The organism is Lutibaculum baratangense AMV1, assembly GCF_000496075.1.
Classification (GTDB): Bacteria; Pseudomonadota; Alphaproteobacteria; order Rhizobiales; family Tepidamorphaceae; genus Lutibaculum; species Lutibaculum baratangense.
Map to the genome: position 1 here is coordinate 140,685 of NZ_AWXZ01000035.1, position 20,223 is coordinate 160,907.

At 69.0% G+C, this 20,223-nt stretch carries 28 protein-coding genes and 1 tRNA gene; 19 read left to right on the top strand and 10 right to left on the bottom strand.

What is annotated here, in order from left to right; all coding sequences use genetic code 11:
* Window positions 1–42: 42 nt before the first annotated feature.
* Window positions 43–128, bottom strand: a tRNA-Leu gene (locus N177_RS12595).
* A 107-nt stretch (window positions 129–235) separates the two neighbouring features.
* On the opposite strand from N177_RS12595, the gene N177_RS12600 reads away from it, so the two are divergent.
* The gene (locus tag N177_RS12600; protein ID WP_023432734.1) at window positions 236–814 is read left to right on the top strand and encodes a YqaA family protein; all 579 of its coding nucleotides are present in this window, start codon (window positions 236–238) and stop codon (window positions 812–814) included.
* A gap of 35 nt (window positions 815–849) precedes the next feature.
* Window positions 850–1,332 (top strand): disulfide bond formation protein B, encoded by a 483-nt coding sequence (locus N177_RS12605; RefSeq protein WP_023432735.1) that lies wholly within the window; start codon window positions 850–852, stop codon window positions 1,330–1,332.
* Between the two features lie 19 nt (window positions 1,333–1,351).
* Here the strand turns inward: N177_RS12605 and N177_RS12610 are convergent, their stop codons facing one another.
* Window positions 1,352–1,909 (bottom strand): HNH endonuclease, encoded by a 558-nt coding sequence (locus N177_RS12610; RefSeq protein ID WP_040485710.1) that lies wholly within the window; start codon window positions 1,907–1,909, stop codon window positions 1,352–1,354.
* A gap of 124 nt (window positions 1,910–2,033) precedes the next feature.
* Window positions 2,034–2,678, bottom strand: coding sequence for a DNA-3-methyladenine glycosylase family protein (locus tag N177_RS12615; RefSeq protein WP_040485758.1), 645 nt, complete (start codon window positions 2,676–2,678; stop codon window positions 2,034–2,036).
* Window positions 2,679–2,752: 74 nt separating this feature from the next.
* On the opposite strand from N177_RS12615, the gene gluQRS reads away from it, so the two are divergent.
* Window positions 2,753–3,646 (top strand): tRNA glutamyl-Q(34) synthetase GluQRS, encoded by an 894-nt coding sequence (gene gluQRS / locus N177_RS12620; RefSeq protein ID WP_023432738.1) that lies wholly within the window; start codon window positions 2,753–2,755, stop codon window positions 3,644–3,646.
* Here gluQRS and N177_RS12625 read toward each other — a convergent pair.
* Window positions 3,636–4,601: an AEC family transporter gene (locus N177_RS12625; protein WP_023432739.1), complete on the bottom strand. Its 966-nt coding sequence runs from the start codon at window positions 4,599–4,601 to the stop codon at window positions 3,636–3,638. The two genes, gluQRS and N177_RS12625, sit on opposite strands and share 11 nt — an antisense overlap.
* 323 nt (window positions 4,602–4,924) lie before the next feature.
* Between N177_RS12625 and N177_RS12630 the strand changes: the two genes are divergently transcribed.
* Window positions 4,925–5,269, top strand: coding sequence for a response regulator (locus N177_RS12630; RefSeq protein WP_023432740.1), 345 nt, complete (start codon window positions 4,925–4,927; stop codon window positions 5,267–5,269).
* 4 nt (window positions 5,270–5,273) lie between these two features.
* On the opposite strand, the gene N177_RS12635 is transcribed toward N177_RS12630, so the two are convergent.
* The 4 genes from N177_RS12635 to N177_RS12650 form a co-directional block, all read right to left on the bottom strand.
* Window positions 5,274–5,990, bottom strand: coding sequence for a Crp/Fnr family transcriptional regulator (locus tag N177_RS12635; protein WP_023432741.1), 717 nt, complete (start codon window positions 5,988–5,990; stop codon window positions 5,274–5,276).
* Window positions 5,991–6,017: 27 nt separating this feature from the next.
* Complete coding sequence (locus tag N177_RS12640; protein WP_040485760.1) at window positions 6,018–6,743, bottom strand: Crp/Fnr family transcriptional regulator; 726 nt, start codon at window positions 6,741–6,743, stop codon at window positions 6,018–6,020.
* 32 nt (window positions 6,744–6,775) lie between these two features.
* Entirely contained in the window at window positions 6,776–7,387 is a 612-nt protein-coding gene (locus tag N177_RS12645) for a sensor histidine kinase (protein WP_023432743.1), read from the bottom strand.
* 165 nt (window positions 7,388–7,552) lie between these two features.
* Entirely contained in the window at window positions 7,553–8,593 is a 1,041-nt protein-coding gene (locus N177_RS12650; RefSeq protein ID WP_023432744.1) for a YihY/virulence factor BrkB family protein, read from the bottom strand.
* Between the two features lie 209 nt (window positions 8,594–8,802).
* On the opposite strand from N177_RS12650, the gene N177_RS12655 reads away from it, so the two are divergent.
* The 11 genes from N177_RS12655 (at window position 8,803) to N177_RS12705 (ending at window position 15,425) form a co-directional block, all read left to right on the top strand.
* Window positions 8,803–9,252 carry a host attachment family protein gene (locus tag N177_RS12655; protein ID WP_023432746.1) on the top strand — a complete coding sequence of 150 codons (450 nt, stop codon included), beginning with the start codon at window positions 8,803–8,805 and terminating at the stop codon, window positions 9,250–9,252.
* A gap of 116 nt (window positions 9,253–9,368) precedes the next feature.
* Entirely contained in the window at window positions 9,369–9,881 is a 513-nt protein-coding gene (locus tag N177_RS12660) for a TspO/MBR family protein (protein WP_040485711.1), read from the top strand.
* A gap of 17 nt (window positions 9,882–9,898) precedes the next feature.
* A complete protein-coding gene (locus tag N177_RS12665; protein ID WP_023432748.1) occupies window positions 9,899–10,096 on the top strand; it encodes a twin transmembrane helix small protein in 198 nt (65 codons plus the stop codon).
* Window positions 10,097–10,113: 17 nt separating this feature from the next.
* Complete coding sequence (locus N177_RS12670) at window positions 10,114–10,701, top strand: cob(I)yrinic acid a,c-diamide adenosyltransferase (protein ID WP_023432749.1); 588 nt, start codon at window positions 10,114–10,116, stop codon at window positions 10,699–10,701.
* Window positions 10,702–10,788: 87 nt separating this feature from the next.
* Window positions 10,789–11,049 carry a type II toxin-antitoxin system HicA family toxin gene (locus N177_RS12675; protein ID WP_023432750.1) on the top strand — a complete coding sequence of 87 codons (261 nt, stop codon included), beginning with the start codon at window positions 10,789–10,791 and terminating at the stop codon, window positions 11,047–11,049.
* Window positions 11,046–11,378, top strand: a complete 333-nt coding sequence (locus tag N177_RS12680) for a type II toxin-antitoxin system HicB family antitoxin (RefSeq protein ID WP_040485712.1) — start codon at window positions 11,046–11,048, stop codon at window positions 11,376–11,378. Before N177_RS12675 ends, N177_RS12680 begins: the two co-directional genes overlap by 4 nt.
* Window positions 11,379–11,479: 101 nt before the next feature.
* Window positions 11,480–12,193, top strand: a complete 714-nt coding sequence (locus N177_RS12685) for a rhomboid family intramembrane serine protease (protein ID WP_023432752.1) — start codon at window positions 11,480–11,482, stop codon at window positions 12,191–12,193.
* 171 nt (window positions 12,194–12,364) lie between these two features.
* Window positions 12,365–13,117 carry an electron transfer flavoprotein subunit beta/FixA family protein gene (locus N177_RS12690; RefSeq protein WP_023432753.1) on the top strand — a complete coding sequence of 251 codons (753 nt, stop codon included), beginning with the start codon at window positions 12,365–12,367 and terminating at the stop codon, window positions 13,115–13,117.
* A complete protein-coding gene (locus N177_RS12695; protein ID WP_023432754.1) occupies window positions 13,118–14,068 on the top strand; it encodes an electron transfer flavoprotein subunit alpha/FixB family protein in 951 nt (316 codons plus the stop codon). It abuts the gene before it with no gap.
* A 135-nt stretch (window positions 14,069–14,203) separates the two neighbouring features.
* On the top strand, window positions 14,204–15,040 hold the full coding sequence (locus N177_RS12700) for a 3-hydroxybutyryl-CoA dehydrogenase (protein WP_051402380.1): 837 nt from the start codon (window positions 14,204–14,206) through the stop codon (window positions 15,038–15,040).
* A gap of 97 nt (window positions 15,041–15,137) precedes the next feature.
* Entirely contained in the window at window positions 15,138–15,425 is a 288-nt protein-coding gene (locus tag N177_RS12705; protein ID WP_023432756.1) for a hypothetical protein, read from the top strand.
* A gap of 9 nt (window positions 15,426–15,434) precedes the next feature.
* On the opposite strand, the gene tlpA is transcribed toward N177_RS12705, so the two are convergent.
* Complete coding sequence (gene tlpA, locus N177_RS12710; protein WP_023432757.1) at window positions 15,435–16,115, bottom strand: thiol:disulfide interchange protein TlpA; 681 nt, start codon at window positions 16,113–16,115, stop codon at window positions 15,435–15,437.
* A 39-nt stretch (window positions 16,116–16,154) separates the two neighbouring features.
* On the opposite strand from tlpA, the gene argH reads away from it, so the two are divergent.
* Complete coding sequence (gene argH / locus N177_RS12715) at window positions 16,155–17,534, top strand: argininosuccinate lyase (RefSeq protein ID WP_023432758.1); 1,380 nt, start codon at window positions 16,155–16,157, stop codon at window positions 17,532–17,534.
* Window positions 17,535–17,553: 19 nt separating this feature from the next.
* On the opposite strand, the gene N177_RS12720 is transcribed toward argH, so the two are convergent.
* Window positions 17,554–18,105, bottom strand: a complete 552-nt coding sequence (locus N177_RS12720; RefSeq protein WP_023432759.1) for an NADPH-dependent FMN reductase — start codon at window positions 18,103–18,105, stop codon at window positions 17,554–17,556.
* A 216-nt stretch (window positions 18,106–18,321) separates the two neighbouring features.
* On the opposite strand from N177_RS12720, the gene N177_RS12725 reads away from it, so the two are divergent.
* The 3 genes from N177_RS12725 to N177_RS12735 all read left to right on the top strand — a co-directional run bounded on the left by N177_RS12725 (window position 18,322) and on the right by N177_RS12735 (window position 20,223).
* Window positions 18,322–19,068 carry an SDR family oxidoreductase gene (locus N177_RS12725; protein ID WP_023432760.1) on the top strand — a complete coding sequence of 249 codons (747 nt, stop codon included), beginning with the start codon at window positions 18,322–18,324 and terminating at the stop codon, window positions 19,066–19,068.
* 83 nt (window positions 19,069–19,151) lie between these two features.
* A complete protein-coding gene (locus tag N177_RS12730) occupies window positions 19,152–19,703 on the top strand; it encodes a hypothetical protein (RefSeq protein WP_023432761.1) in 552 nt (183 codons plus the stop codon).
* A gap of 43 nt (window positions 19,704–19,746) precedes the next feature.
* Window positions 19,747–20,223: a CYTH domain-containing protein gene (locus N177_RS12735; RefSeq protein WP_040485713.1), complete on the top strand. Its 477-nt coding sequence runs from the start codon at window positions 19,747–19,749 to the stop codon at window positions 20,221–20,223.

Here is a 20,223-nt window from a genome sequence, read left to right on the forward strand (position 1 = left end):
GCCCCCGAGAGTTCGGCGCCCCGGCGATGTTGCGGTGAGAGTTGGTGCCCCTGGCCGGACTCGAACCAGCACTTCCTTGCGGAAAGCAGATTTTGAGTCTGCCGCGTCTACCATTCCGCCACAGGGGCTTCCCCAGCGGGCGGGATCATAGCGGCGCGCGGCAGCGCGTCAATGTGGGCCGGCAGCGGCGATCTGAGCGATGGACTTGGCCGCGAGAAGCGGCTAACGCCATGCCATGCTGCGCCGCCTCTACGACTGGACCATGTCGATCGCCGCCCATCGCGGCGCCCCCTGGGCGCTGGGCGTCGTGTCGTTCCTGGAAAGCTCGATCTTCCCGATCCCGCCCGATCTCCTGCTCATCCCGATGGTGCTGGCGGAGCGGGCGAAGGCCTGGGCCTACGCCACGCTGTGCACGGTCGCCTCGGTGATCGGCGGGCTCGCGGGCTGGGCGATCGGCGCGTTCCTGTTCCAGGCGCTGGCCGAGCCGATCCTCGGCTTCTACGGCTATGGCGAGAAGTTCGCGGAGTTCGCCCTGCGCTACAACGAGTGGGGCGCCTGGATCGTCTTCTTCGCGGGTGTCACGCCGTTCCCCTACAAGGTGATCACGATCGCCTCGGGCGCCACGGGATTGCCGCTTCCGGTCTTCATCGTGGCGAGCGTGCTCGCGCGGGGCCTGCGCTTCTTCGTGGTGGCGGCGCTCCTCTATTTCGTCGGCCCGCCGATCCGCGACTTCATCGAGAGGCGGCTCGGCTTCGTGTTCACGCTGTTCGTCGTCCTCCTGTTCGGTGGCTTCGCGCTCGTGAAGTTCCTTTGAACGGCACTCGTGCCTCCGCCCCGGAGCCTCTTGCCATGACTCTCAGCCGCTGGGCGTTCCTCCTCGCCGCCGTCGCCGCCGCCACGATCCTCGGCGCCTGGGGCTTCGAGCTGATCGGGGGGCTGCCGCCGTGCCCCTTATGCCTGGAGCAGCGCGTGCCCTACTATGTCGGCGTGCCGCTGGCCGTGCTGGCGGGGCTCCTCGCCGCGCGGGCGCCGCTGCCGGCGCGCTTGCTCCTCGGCCTGTTCGGGCTCGCGATGTTCGTCACGGCCGGCATCGCGGCCTACCACGCGGGCATCGAGTGGGGCTGGTGGACGGGGCCGACCGACTGCTCCGGCGCCGTCGCCGACGTAAAGGACGCCTCGAGCCTCCTCGGCCAGCTCGGCAAGGCCCAGGTCATCCGCTGCGACGCCGCCGCATGGCGGCTCTTCGGCCTGTCGCTCGCGGGCTACAACGCGCTGATCTCCGCCGGCCTCGGGCTCGCGGCGCTTGGCGCCGCGTCGAAGGCGAGGGCGTGAGGCGCCCGACGCAGCCCGATCAGGGCTCGAGCTCGGTGTCCCAGTAGAGATAGTCCATCCAGCTCTCGTGCAGGTAGTTCGGCGGGAAGGCCCGGCCGTTGCGCTGCAGGTCGTTCACCGACGGAGCGAAGGGGCGCTGGAAGGGATGCATGTCGGCATCCTTGGGCATCTTGTTGCCCTTCCTGAGATTGCACGGCGAGCAGGCCGCGACGACGTTGTCCCAGGTGGTCTGCCCGCCGCGGGAGCGGGGAATGACGTGGTCGAAGGTGAGGTCTTCGCGGGAGCCGCAGTACTGGCAGGAGAAGCGGTCGCGGAGAAAGACGTTGAAGCGGGTGAAGGCGGGGTGTCGGGAGGGTCTGACATATTCCTTGAGCGAGACGACGCTTGGCAGCCTCATCTCGAAGCTCGGACTTCGGACCGCGTTCTCGTATTCGGAGACGATGTTCACCCGGTCGAGAAAGACCGCCTTCACCGCGTCCTGCCACGACCACAGGGACAGCGGGAAGTAACTCAGTGGACGAAAGTCCGCATTCAACACCAGGGCCGGGCAGGCCTGGGGTGAGACGTGAATCGTCAAGGACCGCTCCTCACCGGAATCACCGGCCGCCGCGGGACGGCGACTGGGACGAGGTATAGTATAGCCGTTGTGTCAGGCATGTGAAGCGCCACAACATGCTGACACGATGCCCTCGCGGAACGCGTCAGAGCGGCACGCCCGACCTGCCCTTGATCCGGCGGTAATGCGCCCAGAAGAGATGGGCGGCGGCGCCGCGGTGGGGGCGCCAGTCGGCCGCGATCTCCTGTGCGGACAAGGCATTCGGACGCTCGGGGAGTTCGAGCGCGTCCATCAGCGCGACCTGGAGCGCGAGGTCGCCCGCCGGCCAAATGTCGCCCCGGCCCTCGCAGAAGAGGAGGTAGAGCTCTGCCGTCCACGGCCCGATGCCGGGAAGCGCCACGAGGGCGGCCCTCGCCTCGTCGTCGGGCATGCGAAAGAGCGCGTCGAGGTCGAGGCGCCCGTCCAGCACCGCGGCGGCCAGCGCCCGCACCGTGCGGACCTTCGCGCCGGAGAGGCCGGCCGAGCGGAGCGTCTCGTCGGAATGGGAGGCGAGCGTCTCGGCATCGAAGGGATGGGTGGCTGCCTTGAGGCGCCCCCAGATGGCGGCGGCGCTCGCGACCGAGACCTGCTGCCCCATGATGCAGTGGACGAGCCCCTCCAGGCCCGGCGTCCGCCGCCGCACAGGCGTCCCCGCTTCCCGCTCGACGAGGCTCGTGAGCCGCGCGTCGCGTCTCCCGAGGGCGGAAAGCGCCCGCGCGAGGTCTTCCTGAGTGTTCAGTCTCTCGCTCATGATGGCCGCGACCATAGGCGCCGGACGACCGCCTGTGATACCCGAAACCGCACAGACCGACCGGATCCGCGACATTGAGCCAGCCCGTCCTCCGCTTCGCGCCGAGCCCGAACGGGTTCCTCCATCTGGGCCACGCCTTCTCGGCCCTCGTCACCCACGACACCGCGAGAGCGCTCGGTGGCCGGTTCCTGTTGCGAATCGAGGACATCGACGTCGTGCGCTGCCGGCCGGAGTTCGAGAGCGCGATCTACGAAGATCTCGCCTGGCTCGGCCTCTCCTGGGAGGCGCCCGTGCGCCGGCAGTCGCAGCATTTTCCGGCCTACGAGGCAGCGGCGGAACGCCTGAAGGACGCGGGTCTCCTCTATCCCTGCTACGCGAGCCGGCGGGAGATCGCGGACGCGGTGGCGGCGCGGGAGGCGGAGAGCGGGCGGCCCTGGCCGCGGGATCCGGACGGGGCGCCGGTCTATCCCGGCGTCCATCGCGGCCCCGGCGGGGATGAGCGGGACCGGCTCGAGGCGGAGGGCCTTCGCCCGGCCTGGCGGCTCGACATGGGCCGGGCGGTCGCCGTGGCCGGCGAGGGGCTTTCCTGGCGCGAACTCGACGAGGACGGGTCCGTCTCGGAGGTGCGGGCGGATCCGCTCGCCTGGGGCGACGTCGTGATCCTCAGGAAGGACGTGCCGGCGAGCTATCACCTGGCGGTGACGCTGGACGACGCGCTGCAGGGCGTGACGCACGTGACGCGCGGCCGCGACCTCTTCCAGGCGACCTCGGTCCACCGCCTGCTGCAGCGTCTCCTCGGGCTGCCGGAGCCGCTCTACCGCCACCACCGGCTGATCCTCGGCGACGACGGGCGCAAGCTCTCCAAGAGCCGGCAGGACACGGCGCTGCGCGCGCTCCGCGAGGCGGGCCGCTCGCCGGGAGAGATCCGGCAGATGATCGGCTTGGGAAGCTCGGGGATCAGTGGGTGAGGATCGCGAGCCAGACCGTCATCGAGACCACGGCCATGGCGGTCGACATGGTGATGACGTTCGCCGACAGCGCGAGGCCGGTGCCGAAGCGGCTCGCGATCAGCCAGGCGTTGACTCCGGTGGGGCAGGCGGCGGCCATCGTCGCGACGTTGATCCAGATCTGCGGCAGGTCGGTCAGGTTCGAGACGAGGAGATAGACGCAGGCCGGCAGCAGGACGAGCTTCAGGCCGGCGATGACGAGCGCGGGCCGGATGTTGCCGCTGATGCCGTAGCGCGCGAGGCTGATGCCGAGGGCGAAGAGCGCGCAGGGCACGGCGGGCGCCGTCAGCATGTCGATCAGCCGGCGCGGAATGCCGGTGATCGGCAGGCCGGTGAGCCACCAAGCCACGCCCGCGAGAATGCCGACGATCAGCGGGTTCCGGATCAGGTTGCCGCCGACCCGCAGGAGGGTCTGGCCGAGCGACACGCCGGCCTCCGAGGTGCCGTCGATCCGCTCCGCGCGCTGCACGAGGAGCGTGCTCACCGTCATCATGATCGGCAGGTGGACCGCGAGGAGGGTGGCGGCCGGGACGGAGCCGGCCTCGCCGAAGGCCGAGATGGAGAAGGGCAGGCCGACGAGGGCGATGTTCGAGAATCCGCCGGACACGCCGGCGGTGACGCCCGAGCGCGCGTCGCGGCCGAAGATGCGGCGCACCGTGAAGTCGCTCGCGGTCCAGACCACCGCGACGCCCGCGAAGTAGCTGATCAGGAAAGGCCAGGGGGAGACGTCGCCGAGCTCGGCCGTCGCGAGCGTCTTGAACAAGAGGACCGGCAGCGCGACGATGAAGACGAAATCGGCCAGACCGTCGCCGACGGACATCTTGAGGAGCTTCGTCTTCACCGAGGCGAAGCCGATCCCGATGAGGCCGAAGACCGGAATGACGATGGCGGCGATGGCGACGATGGAGTCGAGCATTGAGGCTGGGCCGGCGGCGGGAGAGGCGAGGTTAGACGCCGCAATCCATTCGCGCCACCCGCGGGGATGCATGGCCGGGCTGCGCGGACAGGCCGCGTTTAGGTTAATCGACATCAAGCATTCCGCTTGAGGGTTGATTAAGCCCCGGGGGGCTAGCGTCGTCGCAACAACAGGGAGGCGTGGCCCTTCGCCGGTGAGCCGAACGGCGAGCCGGCGGAGGGCTTCAGCCACAGAAGGACCAGTTGATGACCGTATCCGCAGACCAAGATGGCGCGCGAGACTCGAGGTCGCCCGCACGGGTTCTGCTGGCCGTCCCGGACCCCGTGACGCGTCTGCTCGTCGGATCACTGATCGAGCGGACGGGGCTGCAGATGGTCGCCGTCGGTTGTGCCGAGGAGGCGCTGCTGCGCTTCTGCCGCGAGCACTTCGATTGCGTGATGATCGACGTGGCGATGGACGGCACGGCGGGGCTCGCGACGGCGCGGGCGATCCGTGACCGCTGCGCGCCCGTGCTGCCGATCATCGCGCTCGGCACGGGCGAACTGAACCGGGTCCTCCAGCACGCAGGCTTTTCCGCGGTCCTCGAGACCCCCCGCGACGGCACCCAGATCGCGAACGCCCTCTACGCGGCGATGTCGCCCGCGCGGGCCGGCGCGACGCTTCACTGATTGATCACTCGGGGGCGAGGGGCAGGAGGCGGCCCAGATTGTCCTCGATCACGCGGTAGCACTCGCAGCTCGCGCCCTCGAGCCCGCTCCGGTCGATCACCTCGATCAGGCCGCGGCGGTTGCGGATGAGGCCCTGCCGCTCGAGCGTGCGGGTGACGAGCGAGACGGTCGTGCGCTGGACGCCGAGCATCTCGCTCAGGAATTCCTGGGTGAGGCGCAGCTCCGGCGAACCGACGCGGTCCTGCGTCATCAGGATCCATCTGGCGCAGCGCGCCTCGACCGGGTGCAGGGCATTGCACGCGGCAAGCTGCATCGTCTCGCGCAGGAACACCTCCATGTAGCGCAGCAGGAGGTGCTGGAGATCGACGCTCTCCGCGGCGACGGCATGCAGCCGTTGCAGGGGCATCCTCGCGCCGCTGCCGGGGAGCTGCACGAGGTGGCGGCCCGGCGCGCGGCCGCTGCTCGTGGGCCACGCGAAGCCCGCGACCCCTTCGCGGCCCACGGTGGCCATCTCGGCGACGCCGCCGTCGCGCATCACCGAGACGATCGAGATCACCGCGTCGTACGGGAAGTACGCCGTGTCGAGCAGGTCCTCGGGTTCGTAAAGAATGACGCCGGCGGTCATCTCCATGGGCTGAAGATGCGGCACCAGGCGTTCGAGGTCTTCCGGCCGCATCGCCGCCAGGAGACGGTTGCGCAAGTGCTGTGACGTGTCGTTCATCGGCCTCGCGCAGTCACGTGTTCTCTTCTATCCGTAGGTTCCGGGCAGCCGTTCCTCGAAATGCCGGCGGATGATCGAATAGCATTCGCAGGCGCTATCGAAAAGTCCGTCGGGCTCGAGGATCTCGATCGCCCCGCGGCGCGTGCCGATCAGCCCGGCCGCCTGAAGGTTCCGCACCGCCAGCGAGACAGTCGAGCGCTGGACGCCCAGCACTTCGCCGATGACGTCCTGCGTCACCGGGCATTCGGGCCGCGCGAGCCTGTCCCGCGTCGTCAGGATCCAGCGGCAGATCCGCGCCTCGACCGGATGGAGCGCGCTGCAGGCCACGAGCTGCAGCGACTGCCGCAGGAAGACCTCCGTGTAGCACATCAGGTGGGCGCGGAGCGCGGGGCTGATCGCCATCGTCTCGTTCAGCCGCTCCACCTCGATGCGCCAGGCCGTGCCCGGAAGCTGGACGAGGTAGCGGCCGAGCGGCTGCACCGCCCTGAGCGCGAGGGCCGGGTCGATGAAGCCCTCGCGGCCGATGCCGTTCATCTCGACGCTGCGCCCGTCATGCATGACCGAGACGAGGGAGACGACGCAGTCATGGGGGAAATAGGCATGCGCCATGCCGTCGCCGTCGCCGAAGAGCTGGCGACCGCGCTCGAGCTCCACGACCTGGAGGTGAGGCTCTATCAGGGCGAATTCGGCGTTCGGCAGCGCTGAGAGGAGCGTGTTGGTGCTGGGCCCAAGGCTAGAGGACGGCTGCCGCATCGTGACCTTTTTGTTGTTGGCGGGACATGCGATCACCTTCGTTCGGCGGAGGGCAGGCGGACCGAGGCCACCGTCCCCTGGCCGGAGCTGAGTTCGAAGCGGCCGCCGAGCTGCCTCGACAGGATCTCCACGAGATGCAGGCCCATCGATCCCTGGCCGTCGGCAGCGTCCTCGGCGGCGCCGCGGCCGTTGTCGACGACGGCGAGCTCGACCTCCTGCCCGTCCCGGCGAAAGAGGATCCGCAGACGGCGCGAGCTCCCAGCCGGAAAGCCATGCTCGATCGCGTTCGTGACGAGCTCGTGCGCGATCAGGGCCAGTGTGCACACCGTCTGGTCGGGCAGCGCGATCGGCTCGGCCTCGACCTCGACACGGAGCGCATCGTGGCCGTCGCTGGCGCCGAGGCGCCTCCAGTTCTGCGCGGCCTGGTCGAGAAAGCCTGCGAAGTCGCCTCCCGGCGCCGCCAGCTGCTCCTGCAGCGTGCCGATCGACTGGACGAGGTTCGCGAGCTCCATGAGCTCCCGCCGCGTCTCCTCGCCCGCCACACGCCGCGCCCGAAGCTGTATGTAGCTGTTGATCAGCTGGAAGCTGTTCGACAGGCGGTGGCGGATCTCGCGCAGCGCCAGCTCGTGCGAGCGGTTCTCCACCAGACCTGTCCTCCCCACCCCAAATCCGGAAACGACCAGCGCGGCCTCGCGCTGCACCTATCGGTTGTCGATCTATTAGTGGGAGGAGCAGAAAAGGTCTGTTGGATACCCGACAGTCGCGAAAGCGGTTGTAGAAGGAGCGGAGACGTACTTGGCGCGCGGGCGTCAGCCGCTGTCGGAGGCGTCGCCCTGCGGCGGCCGACGGGCGTGCCCCTCCTCGAAGCGCCGCATCGCGAGCTCCGCCCGCCGCTTCGCCCAGGCCTCGGCGAACGCCCTGTTGAGCGAGCCCGCGAAGAGCAGGATCACGGAGGCCACGTAGAAGAAGATCATGGCCGCCACGATGCCGGCGAGCCCGGCATAGGTCCGCGTGTACCCGCCGAAGAAGCGCAGGTAGAGGGAGAAGCCCTTCGCCGCGAGGTACCAGAGGACGAGCGTGGCGAGGATGCCCGGCCAGACCGAGGGGCGCGGGCCCTTCCAGTCCGGCAGATAGCGGTGCAGCGCCCACAGGAGCAGCGTCAGAACGGCCGCGGTCACGGCGAGGCGCATCCGCCCCACCGCGTCGCTGTAGGCGAGGTGGGTCGGCAGGATCGGCAGGGCGATGTTGTAGACGATCGGCACGACGACGGCGGCGAGCGCGACGAGCATCAGGGCGAAGGTCGTGACGAAGATGAACAGCAGCGATTCGAGCCGCGTCCGGACGACGGAGCGGTCTTCGAGGATCCCGTAGGCGCGGTTGAGGCCGCCACGCACCGTCTCGATGGCGCTCGAGACGGAGACGAGCATCACCGCGAGGCCGAAGGTGACGAGGCCGGTGGTCGCGTCGCGCAGCACGTTGTCGATCTCGGGCTCGAGCGTCGAGGCGACCTCCTCGGGGAACACGTCGAACACGTGGACCGTCAGGAGCTGCGCCAGCGCCTCGCCGCCGAGGAAGCCGACGGTGGCGGTCATGAAGATGATGAAGGGGAAGATCGCCAGGATGATCGAGAAGGCGAGGGCGCTCGCCATGTAGAGCCCGTCGTCGTAGATGAAGCGCTCGCCCGCCTTGTAGACGGCCTTGCTGAACCACCACGCGCCCTTCGCCGCGCGGGTGCGCAGCGCCTTGCGCAGGCGTGGCGCCGTCGTGCGGTCGCGCGTCTTCGTGGCTTGGCGCCTCAGCCGCTTGTCCGCCTCGCCATCGTCTCCGTCCGAAGGGCTCGTGGCGTTCATGCCTGTCTCGAGCTGGGTCGCGGGAATCGATACTGCAACGCTCCACTTACGATGCCCGTTGCACCACAGTCACCTGTCGCGGAAAGATCCCGCTCGCGAGGTCCGGCAGGCGCACGCCGCCCGCGACGCCTCCGGGGCCCCCGAACCTGGGGCCGGCCGGGCGCGTTCACGGCAAGGTCCGAGACGGTCACAACAGAAGGAGAGGCCCGATGACGGCCACCAAGATCCCGGCTGACGCACTGGTCTTCGTCGGCGACGGCAGGAAGGCGATCTTCCTCAGGAACAAGGGCACCGCGGATGCGCCCAACCTCGAGGTCGAGAACGTTCTCGAGCACGAGAACCCCTCCACCCGCGAGCAGAGCACCGACCGGCCGGGCCGCCTCTACGACGCGGGGCCGGGCCACAAGAGCGGGGTCGGCTACACCGACTGGCACCAGATCGAGGAGGACCGCTTCGCCGGTGAGATCGCGCAGGCGCTTTACAAGGCCGCCCACAAGGGACGGTTCGACAAGCTCGTGGTCGTCGCACCGCCCAGGACGCTCGGCGTGCTGCGCAAGGAGTACCACAAGGAGGTCGCCGACCGGATCGTCGAGGAGGTCAACAAGGATCTCACCGGCCATCCCGTCGACAAGATCGAGGACGTTCTCCTGAACCACTGAGGCGCGGCCGCCGTAGGGCCCCGAGAGGTCCGCATTCCGTGGAAACGGCGTCGCGTTGCGGCGCCGTTTCCTCTAGAAGTCGGGGCCGACATCTGGAAAGAGGGGTCCGAGGCCGAATGTCCCTGGTGCGCGATCGCGAACTGATGAAGCCGCAGCCCGTCAAGAGCGCCGCCGTGCTGGCGGGGCTGCTCCTGGCGTGCCTCGCAGCCGGCGCGCTCGGCTCCTGGGCGACGATCCCGAATGTCGGGACGTGGTACGAGGGGCTGGCGAAGCCGGGCTTCACGCCGCCGAACTGGGTGTTCACGCCGGTCTGGACGGCACTCTACATCGCCATGGCGGTCGCGGCCTGGCTCGTCTGGCGCGCCGATCCGGGGGCGCCCGAGGTGCGCGCGGCACTCACCGCCTTCTTCGTCCAGCTCGTCCTCAACGCGGCCTGGTCGTGGGCCTTCTTCGGGCTGCACAGCCCGCTCCTCGGCCTGATCGTCATCCTGGCGCTCATCGCGGCCATCGTCTGGACGATGCGGCTGTTCTGGCTCCTCTCGCCGCTCGCGACGGCGCTGATGGTGCCCTACCTCGCCTGGGTGCTCTATGCTTGCGCGCTGAACGGCGCGATCCTCGCGCTGAACTGAAGCCGAAGGCTCCGCCCATGGCCGAAATCCTCACATTCTACGGCGTCCAGCTGGCGCTGGTCGCGGTCGCCGTCGTCCTTATCCTCGGCCTCGTGAACATGATGCGCGGCGGCAGCCCGAACCGGTCGCAGACGCTGATGCGGTGGCGCGTGATCCTGCAGTTCGGGGCGGTCGTGCTGATCGTCCTCTTCGTGCTCGTCGCGCGCGGCGGCTGACAGGAGCAGGAGAACCCGTGGTCAGGCTGAACAAGATCTACACCCGCACCGGCGACGACGGCTCGACCGGCCTCGCGACCGGCCCGCGCCGGGCGAAGTTCGACCTGCGGGTGGCCTCCTACGGCACGGTGGACGAGGCGAACGCGACGATCGGCATGGCGCGGCTGCACATCTCGGCCGAGCCGGCTCTCGCCGAGCTCGACGCGATGCTGATGCGCGTGCAGAACGATCTCTTCGATCTCGGGGCCGACCTCTGCACGCCCGAGACGGGGGAGGCGTCGGGCTTCGAGCCGCTCCGCGTCGTGGAGTCGCAGGTCGCGCGCCTCGAGGCCGAGATCGACCGGCTGAACGCGGAGCTTCAGCCGCTCATGTCCTTCGTGCTGCCGGGTGGGACGCCGGCCTCTGCCCACCTGCACCTCGCCCGGACCGTGGTGCGCCGGGCCGAGCGCGAGATGGTCGAGCTGTCGCGGCGCGAGGGCGAGATCGTCAGCGAGATGGCGCTGCGCTACGTGAACCGGCTTTCCGACCTGCTCTTCGTGGCCGCCCGCTACGCGAACGGCAAGGGAAGCGGCGACGTGCTCTGGGTGGCCGGGCAGAACCGGTAGGAGGGGGTGTCACCTCTTGATCGGCGCCATCGTGCAGGCAGGCGCAGCCGCGTCCCCTCTTGAAATGATACTATGAAGTGATACTTCATGAAGCTCGGCACGAAGCATCGGGAGACGCTGAAGTCGGTCTTCGCCGATCCGGTCTCCGGCGCCATCGCTTGGCGGGACATCGAAGCGCTGTTCGAGGCGCTCGGTGCAGACCTCAGCGAAGGGCAAGGTTCGCGTGTGCGAGTGGCACTCAACGGTGTCCGGGCGGTGTTTCACAGGCCGCACCCGCGCAAGGAGACCGACAAGGGAGCTGTGAAGTCGGTCCGGCGGTTCCTGGTGGAGGCGGGCGTAACGCGATGAGCATGATGCACTACAACGGCTACGAGGCGGTGGTCGAGTTCGACGAGGAGGCTGAGATCTTCCACGGGGAGGTTATCAACCTGCGCGACGTGATCACCTTCCAGGGACGTTCGGTGGGTGAGCTGAAGGAGGCTCTGGCGGAGTCCGTGGAGGACTATCTGACATTTTGTAAGGAGCGGGGCGAGGAGCCGGAGAAGCCCTTCTCGGGCCAATTCGTCGTGCGAGCCGAGCCCCGGCTTCATCGGGCCCTGTCAACTGCGGCCAGACGGGCCGGCATGAGCCTCAACAAGTTCGTAACGACCGTGCTCGAGCGTTCTTTGGCGAATTAGGGCCTCTCGCCGCAGTGGAGCTGCCCCGGAGGGCCCGCTATTCCTCGATCCGGCCCTGCTGTAAACAGGCAGCGTGTTCCGTTCGGAGGCGGCCAAGGCCCATGTTCATTCCGATCAGCGACGACAATCCGCTGCGCCACCTGCCGTTCCAGTACGTGACGGTGTCGCTGATCGCGGTGATGACGGCGATCCACGCCTTCGTGGCGCTGGGCGCGCCCGGCTCGGTGGAGGTGGCTGCCGTGTCGTTCGGAGTGATCCCGGCCGTCTTCAACGACTATCAGATGCTGCCGGCCGAGTACGTCGTCGTGCCGGAGAACCTGACGCTCCTGACATACCAGTTCTTTCACGGAGACTGGTTGCATCTCCTCGGCAACATGCTCTTCCTCTGGGTGTTCGGCGACAATGTCGAGGACGCGATGGGGCACCTGCGCTTCCTCGCGTTCTACCTCCTCTGCGGCATCGGGGCGGGCCTCGCCCACGCCGTGCTCTTCCCGGACTCGGTGGCGCCGCTGATCGGCGCGAGCGGCGCGGCGGCGGGAGTTATCGCCGCCTACCTCATGCTGCATCCGCGGGTGAAGGTCTGGATCCTCGTCCTCTGGCGCGTGCCGCTGCGGCTCAGCGCCATGTACGTGCTGGGCTTCTGGGTGGCGTGGCAGCTCGTCATGGCGGCCGGCGCGGTGGACGAGGGTGTCGCCTGGTGGGCGCATGTCGGCGGGATGCTGACGGGAGCGGCGCTCGTTCCCTTCTTTCGCAGGCGCGGCGTGCCCCTGTTCGACCGCGGTCTCGTCGCCACCCAGCCGCCCGATGTGCGGTGACGCCGGTCGGCGTTGACTTGCCCAGACCCGGTCATTACCGTCCGCCGCACCTCAGCCGACTTCGAAAGCAACGGGCTTTCCGGAGCCGGCGCCAACCTGCCGGCCGGTCGGAAGCGTTCCCGCTCCATCCGGGACCGGATGCGTTTCCGTCATCGAGGAGTGTCGCCGCTCATGAAGGTGCTCGTGGCCGTCAAGCGGGTCGTCGACTACAACGTCAAGATCCGCGTGAAAGCCGATGGCTCAGGCGTTGAACTGGCCAACGTCAAGATGTCGATGAACCCGTTCGACGAGATCGCCGTGGAAGAGGCGATTCGCCTGAAGGAGAAGGGGGTCGCGACCGAGATCGTCGCCGTGTCCGCCGGGCCGCAGCAGTGCCAGGAGACGATCCGCACCGCGCTCGCCATGGGCGCGGATCGCGGGATCCTCGTGAAGACCGACCAGCCGGGTCTCGAGCCCCTCGCGGTGGCGAAGATCCTGAAGGGCGTCGTCGAGGCCGAGAGCCCGGACCTCGTCATTCTCGGCAAGCAGGCGATCGACGACGACTGCAACCAGACCGGCCAGATGCTCGCGGCGCTGCTCGGCTGGCCCCAGGGCACCTTCGCCTCGAGGCTCGAGCCGGCGGACGGCAGTCTCATGGTCACCCGCGAGGTCGACGGCGGCCTGCAGAAGGTCAAGCTCGCGATGCCGGCGATCGTGACGACCGACCTGCGCCTCAACGAGCCGCGCTATGCGTCGCTGCCGAACATCATGAAGGCGAAGAAGAAGCCGATCGACGAGAAGACGCCCGACGATTTCGGCGTCGACGTGACGCCGAGGCTGAAGGTGACGAAGGTCGCGGAGCCAGCGGGCCGCCAGGCCGGCGTCAGGGTCGGCAGCGTCGCGGAACTCGTCGAGAAGCTGAAGAACGAAGCGGGAGTCCTCTAGATGGCCGTCCTCCTGATCGCAGAGCACGACAACACCACGATCAACGACGGCAGCCTGAAGGCCGCGAGCGCCGCTAAGGCGCTGGGTGGCGATCTCGACGTGCTGATCGCCGGCAAGGGATGCGGCGCCGCCGCGGAGGCGGCGGCGAAGATCGACGGAGCGCGCAAGGTGCTGCTCGTCGAGGCGGACGCGCTCGAGCATCACCTCGCCGAGCCGATGGCGGCGCTGATCGTCTCGCTCGCCGGCGACTACGACGCGATCGTCGCGCCGGCTTCGACCGACGGCAAGAACATGATGCCGCGCGTGGCGGCGCTCCTCGACGTGATGCAGGTCTCCGACGTCATCGGCATCGAGGGCAGCGACACCTTCGTGCGGACGATCTACGCCGGCAACGCGATCCAGACCGTGACGTCGGAGGACCCCAAGAAGGTCGTGACCGTCCGCACGACCGCCTTCCCGCCGGCGGAGCTCTCGGGCTCGGCGGCGGTGGAGAGCGTCTCCGCGCCCGAGCTTCCGTCGATCTCGAGCTTCGAGGGCGAGGAGCTGACGCGCTCGGCGCGGCCGGAGCTGACCTCCGCGAAGATCGTCGTGTCCGGCGGTCGCGGCATGCAGTCGGGCGAGAACTTCGAGAAGTACATCGCGCCGATCGCCGACCGGCTCGGCGCGGCGATCGGGGCGAGCCGCGCGGCCGTCGACGCGGGCTACATGCCGAACGACTACCAGGTGGGACAGACCGGCAAGGTCGTCGCGCCGGAGCTCTACCTGGCGATCGGAATTTCAGGTGCCATTCAGCATCTGGCCGGTATGAAGGACTCCAAGGTGATCGCAGCGATCAACAAGGACGAGGAAGCTCCGATCTTCCAGGTCGCCGACTACGCGCTCGTCGCGGACCTCTTCGAGGCGCTGCCCGCGCTCGACGAGGAGCTGAAGAAGGCCGGCTTCGGAGATTGATGTTCCGTGCGAAACGGCTTCACGCCGCAGCCTTGTCATGATAGCCGAGATCGTACGGAAGCCACGGAGTATGACGGCGTGAGCGCAGAGGGCGGAGACCGGATCCGGCGCGTGGGCGTCATCGGCGCGGGACAGATGGGCAGCGGCATCGCCCATGTCTGCGCCCTGGCCGGCTACGAGGTGAAGCTCAACGACGTGAGCGTGGAGCGCTGCGAGGCGGGGCTCGCCACGATCAACGGCAACCTCGCCCGCCAGGTCTCCTCGGGCAAGATCGGCGAGGAGGCGCGCCAGAGCGCGCTGCGGCTGATCTCCGCCGCCGCCAGCCTCGAGGAGATGTCCGACGTCGATCTCGTGATCGAGTCGGCCATCGAGAACGAGGAGGTGAAGCGGAAGATCCTACGGGAGCTCTGTCCTCACCTGTCGCCCGACGCCATCGTCGCGACGAACACCTCGTCGATCTCCATCACGCGCCTCGCCTCGGTGTCCGACCGGCCGGAGCGCTTCATCGGCATCCACTTCATGAACCCGGTGCCGGTGATGGAGCTCGTCGAGCTCGTCCGAGGCATCGCGACGGAGGACGTGACCTTCGAGACGGCGCGGGCCTTCGTCACCTCGCTCGGCAAGACGATCGCGGTGTCGGAGGACTTCCCGGCCTTCATGGTCAACCGCATCCTCCTGCCGATGATCAACGAGGCGATCTACACGCTCTACGAGGGCGTCGGCACGGTGGAGGCGATCGACACCGCCATGCGGCTCGGTGCCCGCCACCCGATGGGGCCGCTCGAGCTCGCGGATTTCATCGGCCTCGACACCTGCCTGTCCATCATGCAGATGCTGTACGAGGGGCTTGCGGATTCGAAATACCGGCCGTGCCCGCTTCTCGTGAAGTATGTCGAGGCGGGCTGGCTCGGCCGCAAGGCGCAGCGGGGCTTCTACGACTATCGCGGCGAGAAGCCGGTTCCGACCCGCTGATCCCGCGCGCGCCGCGAGCGCTTAACACCTCCTTAAGCCTGCCGAACCTACGCTCGCGAGCTGCCCGCACCATGGGCACGGACAGGGGGAGCGCGGCATGGCGGTCGGCGGAGCGATGTGGAAGAAGGCCCAGGCCGCCAAGGTGCAGCGCTACGGCTACGGCCAGCAGATGCGGAAGAACTTCGTCAAGCAGCGCGAGGCCACCGTGGCCGCGCTCGGCAACAAGCTCTTCGCGACGAAGGTCAACTCCGGCGCCCTCCAGGTCCAGCTCAGCTTCCAGATGGCGGCCGAGCGGATGCAGGAGCAGTACAAGGCGAAGGCCGAGGAGATCAACAAGCGCCTCACCGAGACCGGCCTCGGCAACGAGATCGACCTCCTGGCCTGAGGCCCCGCGTCAGCCGCCCTGATCCGGGCGCCCAAGCGCTGCCCGCACGAGGTCCAGCGCGTCTCCGGAAGCCCAGTCGGCCGGGCCCGGAAGGTGGCCGATCTCGCAGCCTTCCGCGTCGACCAGCAGCGTCGTCGGCAGCCCGAAGGCGCGGCCGCGGCTCTTCAGCGTGCTGAAGATCTCGTTCCCGGGGTCGCGGTAGAGGGCGAGGTGCTCGATGCCGGTCTCGGCGAGGAATTTGCGCGGCTTCTCCGCGTCGCCGCGGTCGAGGTTCACGGCGACGACCTCGAAATCCTGCCCCCCCAGCTCCGCCTGCAGCGTGTCGAGCGCCGGCATCTCCTCGCGGCAGGGCACGCACCACGTCGCCCAGAGGTTCAGGAGCACGACCTTGCCCTTCCATTCCGACAGGGCGCGCTCGGAACCGTCTTCGTCGGAGAAGCGCATCTCGGGCAACGGGTCGGGCGCGTCGGGCACGATCACGGCCGCCACCTCGCCGCGTGCCCTCTCGCCGAGCGCAGCCAGCGTCGCCGGATCGGCGGCGCAGGCCGCAGCCTCGCCGTTGCCAGTGGCGAAGCCGATCCCGTATACCGCAGCAGCACCCAGCACGACGGCGAGCGCGCCTCCGGCGAGCATCGTCGTGCGCCGGCGCGGCGCCGCCTTCGTCTCGGTGGGGGTGCCGTCCGAACTCATCGCGCGAAACCTCTTACCTTCCCGTCGTCAAGGACCGTCATGAGCAACAAGATGTGGGGCGGGCGCTTCCAGAGCGCACCCGATCAGGTGATGGAGGCGATCAACGCCTCGATCGACTTCGACAAGCGGCTCTATGCCCAGGACATCACCGCCTCGCAGGCGCATGCGCGCATGCTGGCGGCGACCGGCATCCTGCCGCCCGACGACGTCGACCGGATCGTGGAAGGTCTACAGGCGATCCGGGGCGAGATCGAGGCCGGGACGTTCACGTTTTCGACGGCGCTCGAGGACATCCACATGAACGTGGAATCGCGCCTGACGGAGATGATCGGCCCCGCCGCGGGCCGGCTCCACACGGCGCGCTCGCGCAACGACCAGGTGGCGACGGACTTCCGTCTCTACGTCCGCGACACGCTCGACCGGATGGACGAGGCCCTGAAGGGGCTGCAGTTGGCGCTTCTCGACAAGGCGGAGGCCCATGCCGACGCCGTGATGCCGGGCTTCACGCATCTCCAGTCGGCGCAGCCCGTCACGTTCGGGCACCATCTGATGGCCTATGTCGAGATGATCGGCCGCGACCGGGGCCGCGTGCAGGACGCGCGGAAGCGGATGAACGAGAGCCCGCTCGGTGCCGCCGCGCTCGCCGGGACCTCGTTCCCGATCGACCGGCGGATGACGGCGGAGGCGCTCGGCTTCGACGGGCCGATGGCCAATTCGCTCGACGCGGTGTCCGACCGCGACTTCGTGCTGGAGACGCTGTCCGCCTTCTCGATCCTCGCCGTCCATCTCTCGCGCTTCGCCGAGGAGATCGTCATCTGGTCGTCGGCGCAGTTCCGCTTCGTGAAGCTCTCGGACGCCTGGACGACCGGCTCCTCGATCATGCCGCAGAAGAGGAACCCGGACGCCGCCGAGCTGATCCGCGCGAAGACCGGCCGCATCATGGGCGCGCTCACGAGCCTGACGATCGTGCTGAAGGGCCTGCCGCTCGCCTATTCGAAGGACATGCAGGAGGACAAGGAGCCGGCCTTCGACGCGATCGACGCCGCCGAGCTCGCCGTCGCCGCGATGACCGGCATGGTGAAGGACATGGAGCCCGTCCGCGAGCGGCTGGCCGCAGCGGCCGGCGCCGGCTTCTCCACCGCGACGGACCTCGCCGACTGGCTGGTGCGCGAATTGAAGATGCCGTTCCGCGAGGCGCACCACGTGACGGGCCGCATCGTCGGCCTCGCCGACGGCAAGGGCTGCGAGCTGGCGGAGCTGTCGCTTCAGGAGATGCAGGGCATCGAGCCGCGCATCACCGAGGCCGTCTTCGGCGTGCTGAGCGTCGAGAACTCCGTGAAGAGCCGCACGAGCGAGGGCGGCACCTCGCCGGAGAACGTGCGCGCGGCAGTGAGGGCATGGCGCGAGCGGCTGGGGTAGGAAGACCCCCTGTCAGGCCTCAGCCGGCCTTCGCGAAGGCGACGAAGCCCGCGAGGAACTCCGCCAGCTTCTGGCGGGTCGCCTCGTCGGTGATCTCGCCGTCCTCGGTGAGGGTGTTCGCGCGCGAGACCAGGAGCCGGCCGCCGAACCAGGGCCTCGTGCGGAGCGTGCGCAGCACCGGCAGCCAGGCCTCCTGCGACAGGATCGTGCCGAAGCCGCCGGGCGAGGCGCCGATCAGCGCGACCGGCTTGCCGCCGAAATGCTGCGCGATCTCGCTCGAGGGCCGGCTCATCCAGTCGATCGCGTTCTTGAAGACGCCGGGGATCGAGTTGTTGTACTCGGGCGTCACGAGGATGAGGCCGTCGGCGGCCCGCAGCCGGCGCTTCAGCTCCTCCACGGCGGGCGGAACACCGTCCGCCGCCTCGTCGTCGGCATTGTAGAGCGGGACGCCCTCGACGCCCGCCGCGTCAAGCGTCGAGCCCTCCGGCATGAGCTGCTCCGCCGCCCGCAGGAGCGCGGTGTTCAGCGAGCCCTTCCGCAGGCTGCCGGAAATGCCGAGTATCGTGGTCATGGGGCTTCCTTCCTGTCGGGCGTCAGACTGACGCGCTTCCGATCATGCAGCCTGGCCAGGCTTCGGAACAAGGCGCTCGTCCCTCTCCGACGCTTCGTTCGCATGGCACCAGCCATGCCCTCTCGTCCGGCGAGCCTTGCGTCGTCCGCGGGATGTTCCCGGTCGCCCGATGCGGCACGATGCCGGTCAGGGAACGGTTGGGGAGGAGAGAAAGCGATGCCCAGGATCATGCTCGTCACCGGGGGAAGCCGCGGCATCGGGGCGGCGACCGCGCGGCTGGCGGCCGAGGCGGGCTACGACGTGGCGATCAACTACGCCACGCGGGTGGACGCGGCCGAGGAGGTGGCGGACGCCGTGCGGGCCGCGGGCAGCCGCGCGATCATCGTGAAGGCCGACATGGCGGAGGAGGCGGAGATCCTCTCGCTCTTTCAGAAGGTCGACCGCGAGCTCGGCCGGCTCGACGTGCTCGTCAACAACGCGGGCATCGTCGCGCCGGCGATGCCGGTCGTGGATATGGGGCTCGAACGTCTCGAGCGGATGATGCGCGTGAACGTCGTGGGCGCGTTCGTCTGCGCCCGCGAGGCCGTCAGGCGCATGTCCACGGAGCGCGGGGGACGGGGCGGGGCGATCGTCAACGTCTCGTCGATCGCCGCCCGCCTCGGCGGCGCGAAGCAGTATGTCGACTATGCCGCCTCGAAGGGCGCGATCGACACGCTCACGACGGGCCTGTCGCAGGAGGTGGCGGCCGAGGGCATCCGCGTGAACGCGGTGCGCCCCGGGCTGATCGAGACCGACATCCATGCCTCCGGCGGGCAGCCGGACAGGGTCGAGCGCCTGAAGGGCTTCGTGCCGATGCAGCGCGGCGGCAAGGCGGAGGAGGTGGCGGAGACGATCCTCTGGCTGGCGTCGGACCGCGCGTCCTACGTGACGGGCGCGTTCGTCGACGTCGGCGGCGGCCGCTAGGAGCAAGCGGCGCCCCGGGCGCCCCGCGGAACGGCGCCTCGGGGCTAGCGTTGTCATCAACCTGTCGCGAACGGAAGGCGCCGATGGCGAAGAAGGGCAAGAGCAAGCGCAAGCGCAAGCTTCCCAAGAAGATATTGGGCGTGAAGGTGCCGAAGCCGCTTCGGCGCGGCCCGTTCGCCGACTTCCTCCTCTCGCCCGCCGGACAGGAGATCATCGCAGGCTTGCTCTTCCGGGCCGCCGCCTCCTTCGCCAGGGATCCGAAGCGGGCGAGCGCCGCGGCCCGCGAGGCGGCGCTCCATCCCGCAGCCACGATCCGCGGGCTCGGCTCCTCGGACTGGCTGAGGGATCTCGTGGCGGCCGGCGCGGCGAGCCTCAACCATGCGCTCGGCGAAGCGGTACAGCACTTCCTCGACACTCTCCGCGAAGGCCGGGAGACCGACGGGACGACCCGTGACCGTTCTTCCGAGCGCAGCGGGGAGGAGGCCCGGCAACAGGAGTCTTCCCGGGCGGAGGAAGGCGCCGAGCGGCCGGGCGACGCGCGTCGGGACGATGGCGGCGAGGAGGATCCGGGCGAAGCTCCCCGAAGCGAGGAAGACGACGAGCGCCGCGGCGACGACGGACAGGCGGATCGCTGACCTGTGCGTCGTCTCCGGGCGGGCTCGATCGGGTGGTGTGGTGATGGGTATCGAGATCGAGCGGAAGTTCCTCGTTTCGAGCGAGGGTTGGCGCGGCATGGTGACGGAGAGTCGCACCCTGCGCGACGGCCTGATCGGCCGCTTCGGTGAAGGGAAGGTCAGGGTGCGCGTCTGCGGCGAGGAGGCGACCCTGACGGTGAAGGGGCCGCGGGACGGCCTTCGACGTGCCGAATACGAGTACCGCATTCCCGTCTCCGACGCGGAGGAGCTTCTGAGCCTCTCCATCGTGCCGGTCCTCGAGAAGACGCGGCACGTGGTCCGGTATTCGGGGACGACCTGGCAGGTCGACGTCTATGCCGGCCTGCTCGGCGGGCTCGTGCTGGCCGAGGTCGAGCTCGAGCGCGAGGACCAGGAAATCGAGCTTCCCGACTGGGTTGGCCGGGAGGTCACGGGCGAGCCCGAATACCGGAAGGCGAACCTCCTCGCCCGCTGGCCGGGAGCGATGACGCCGGCGAGGTGA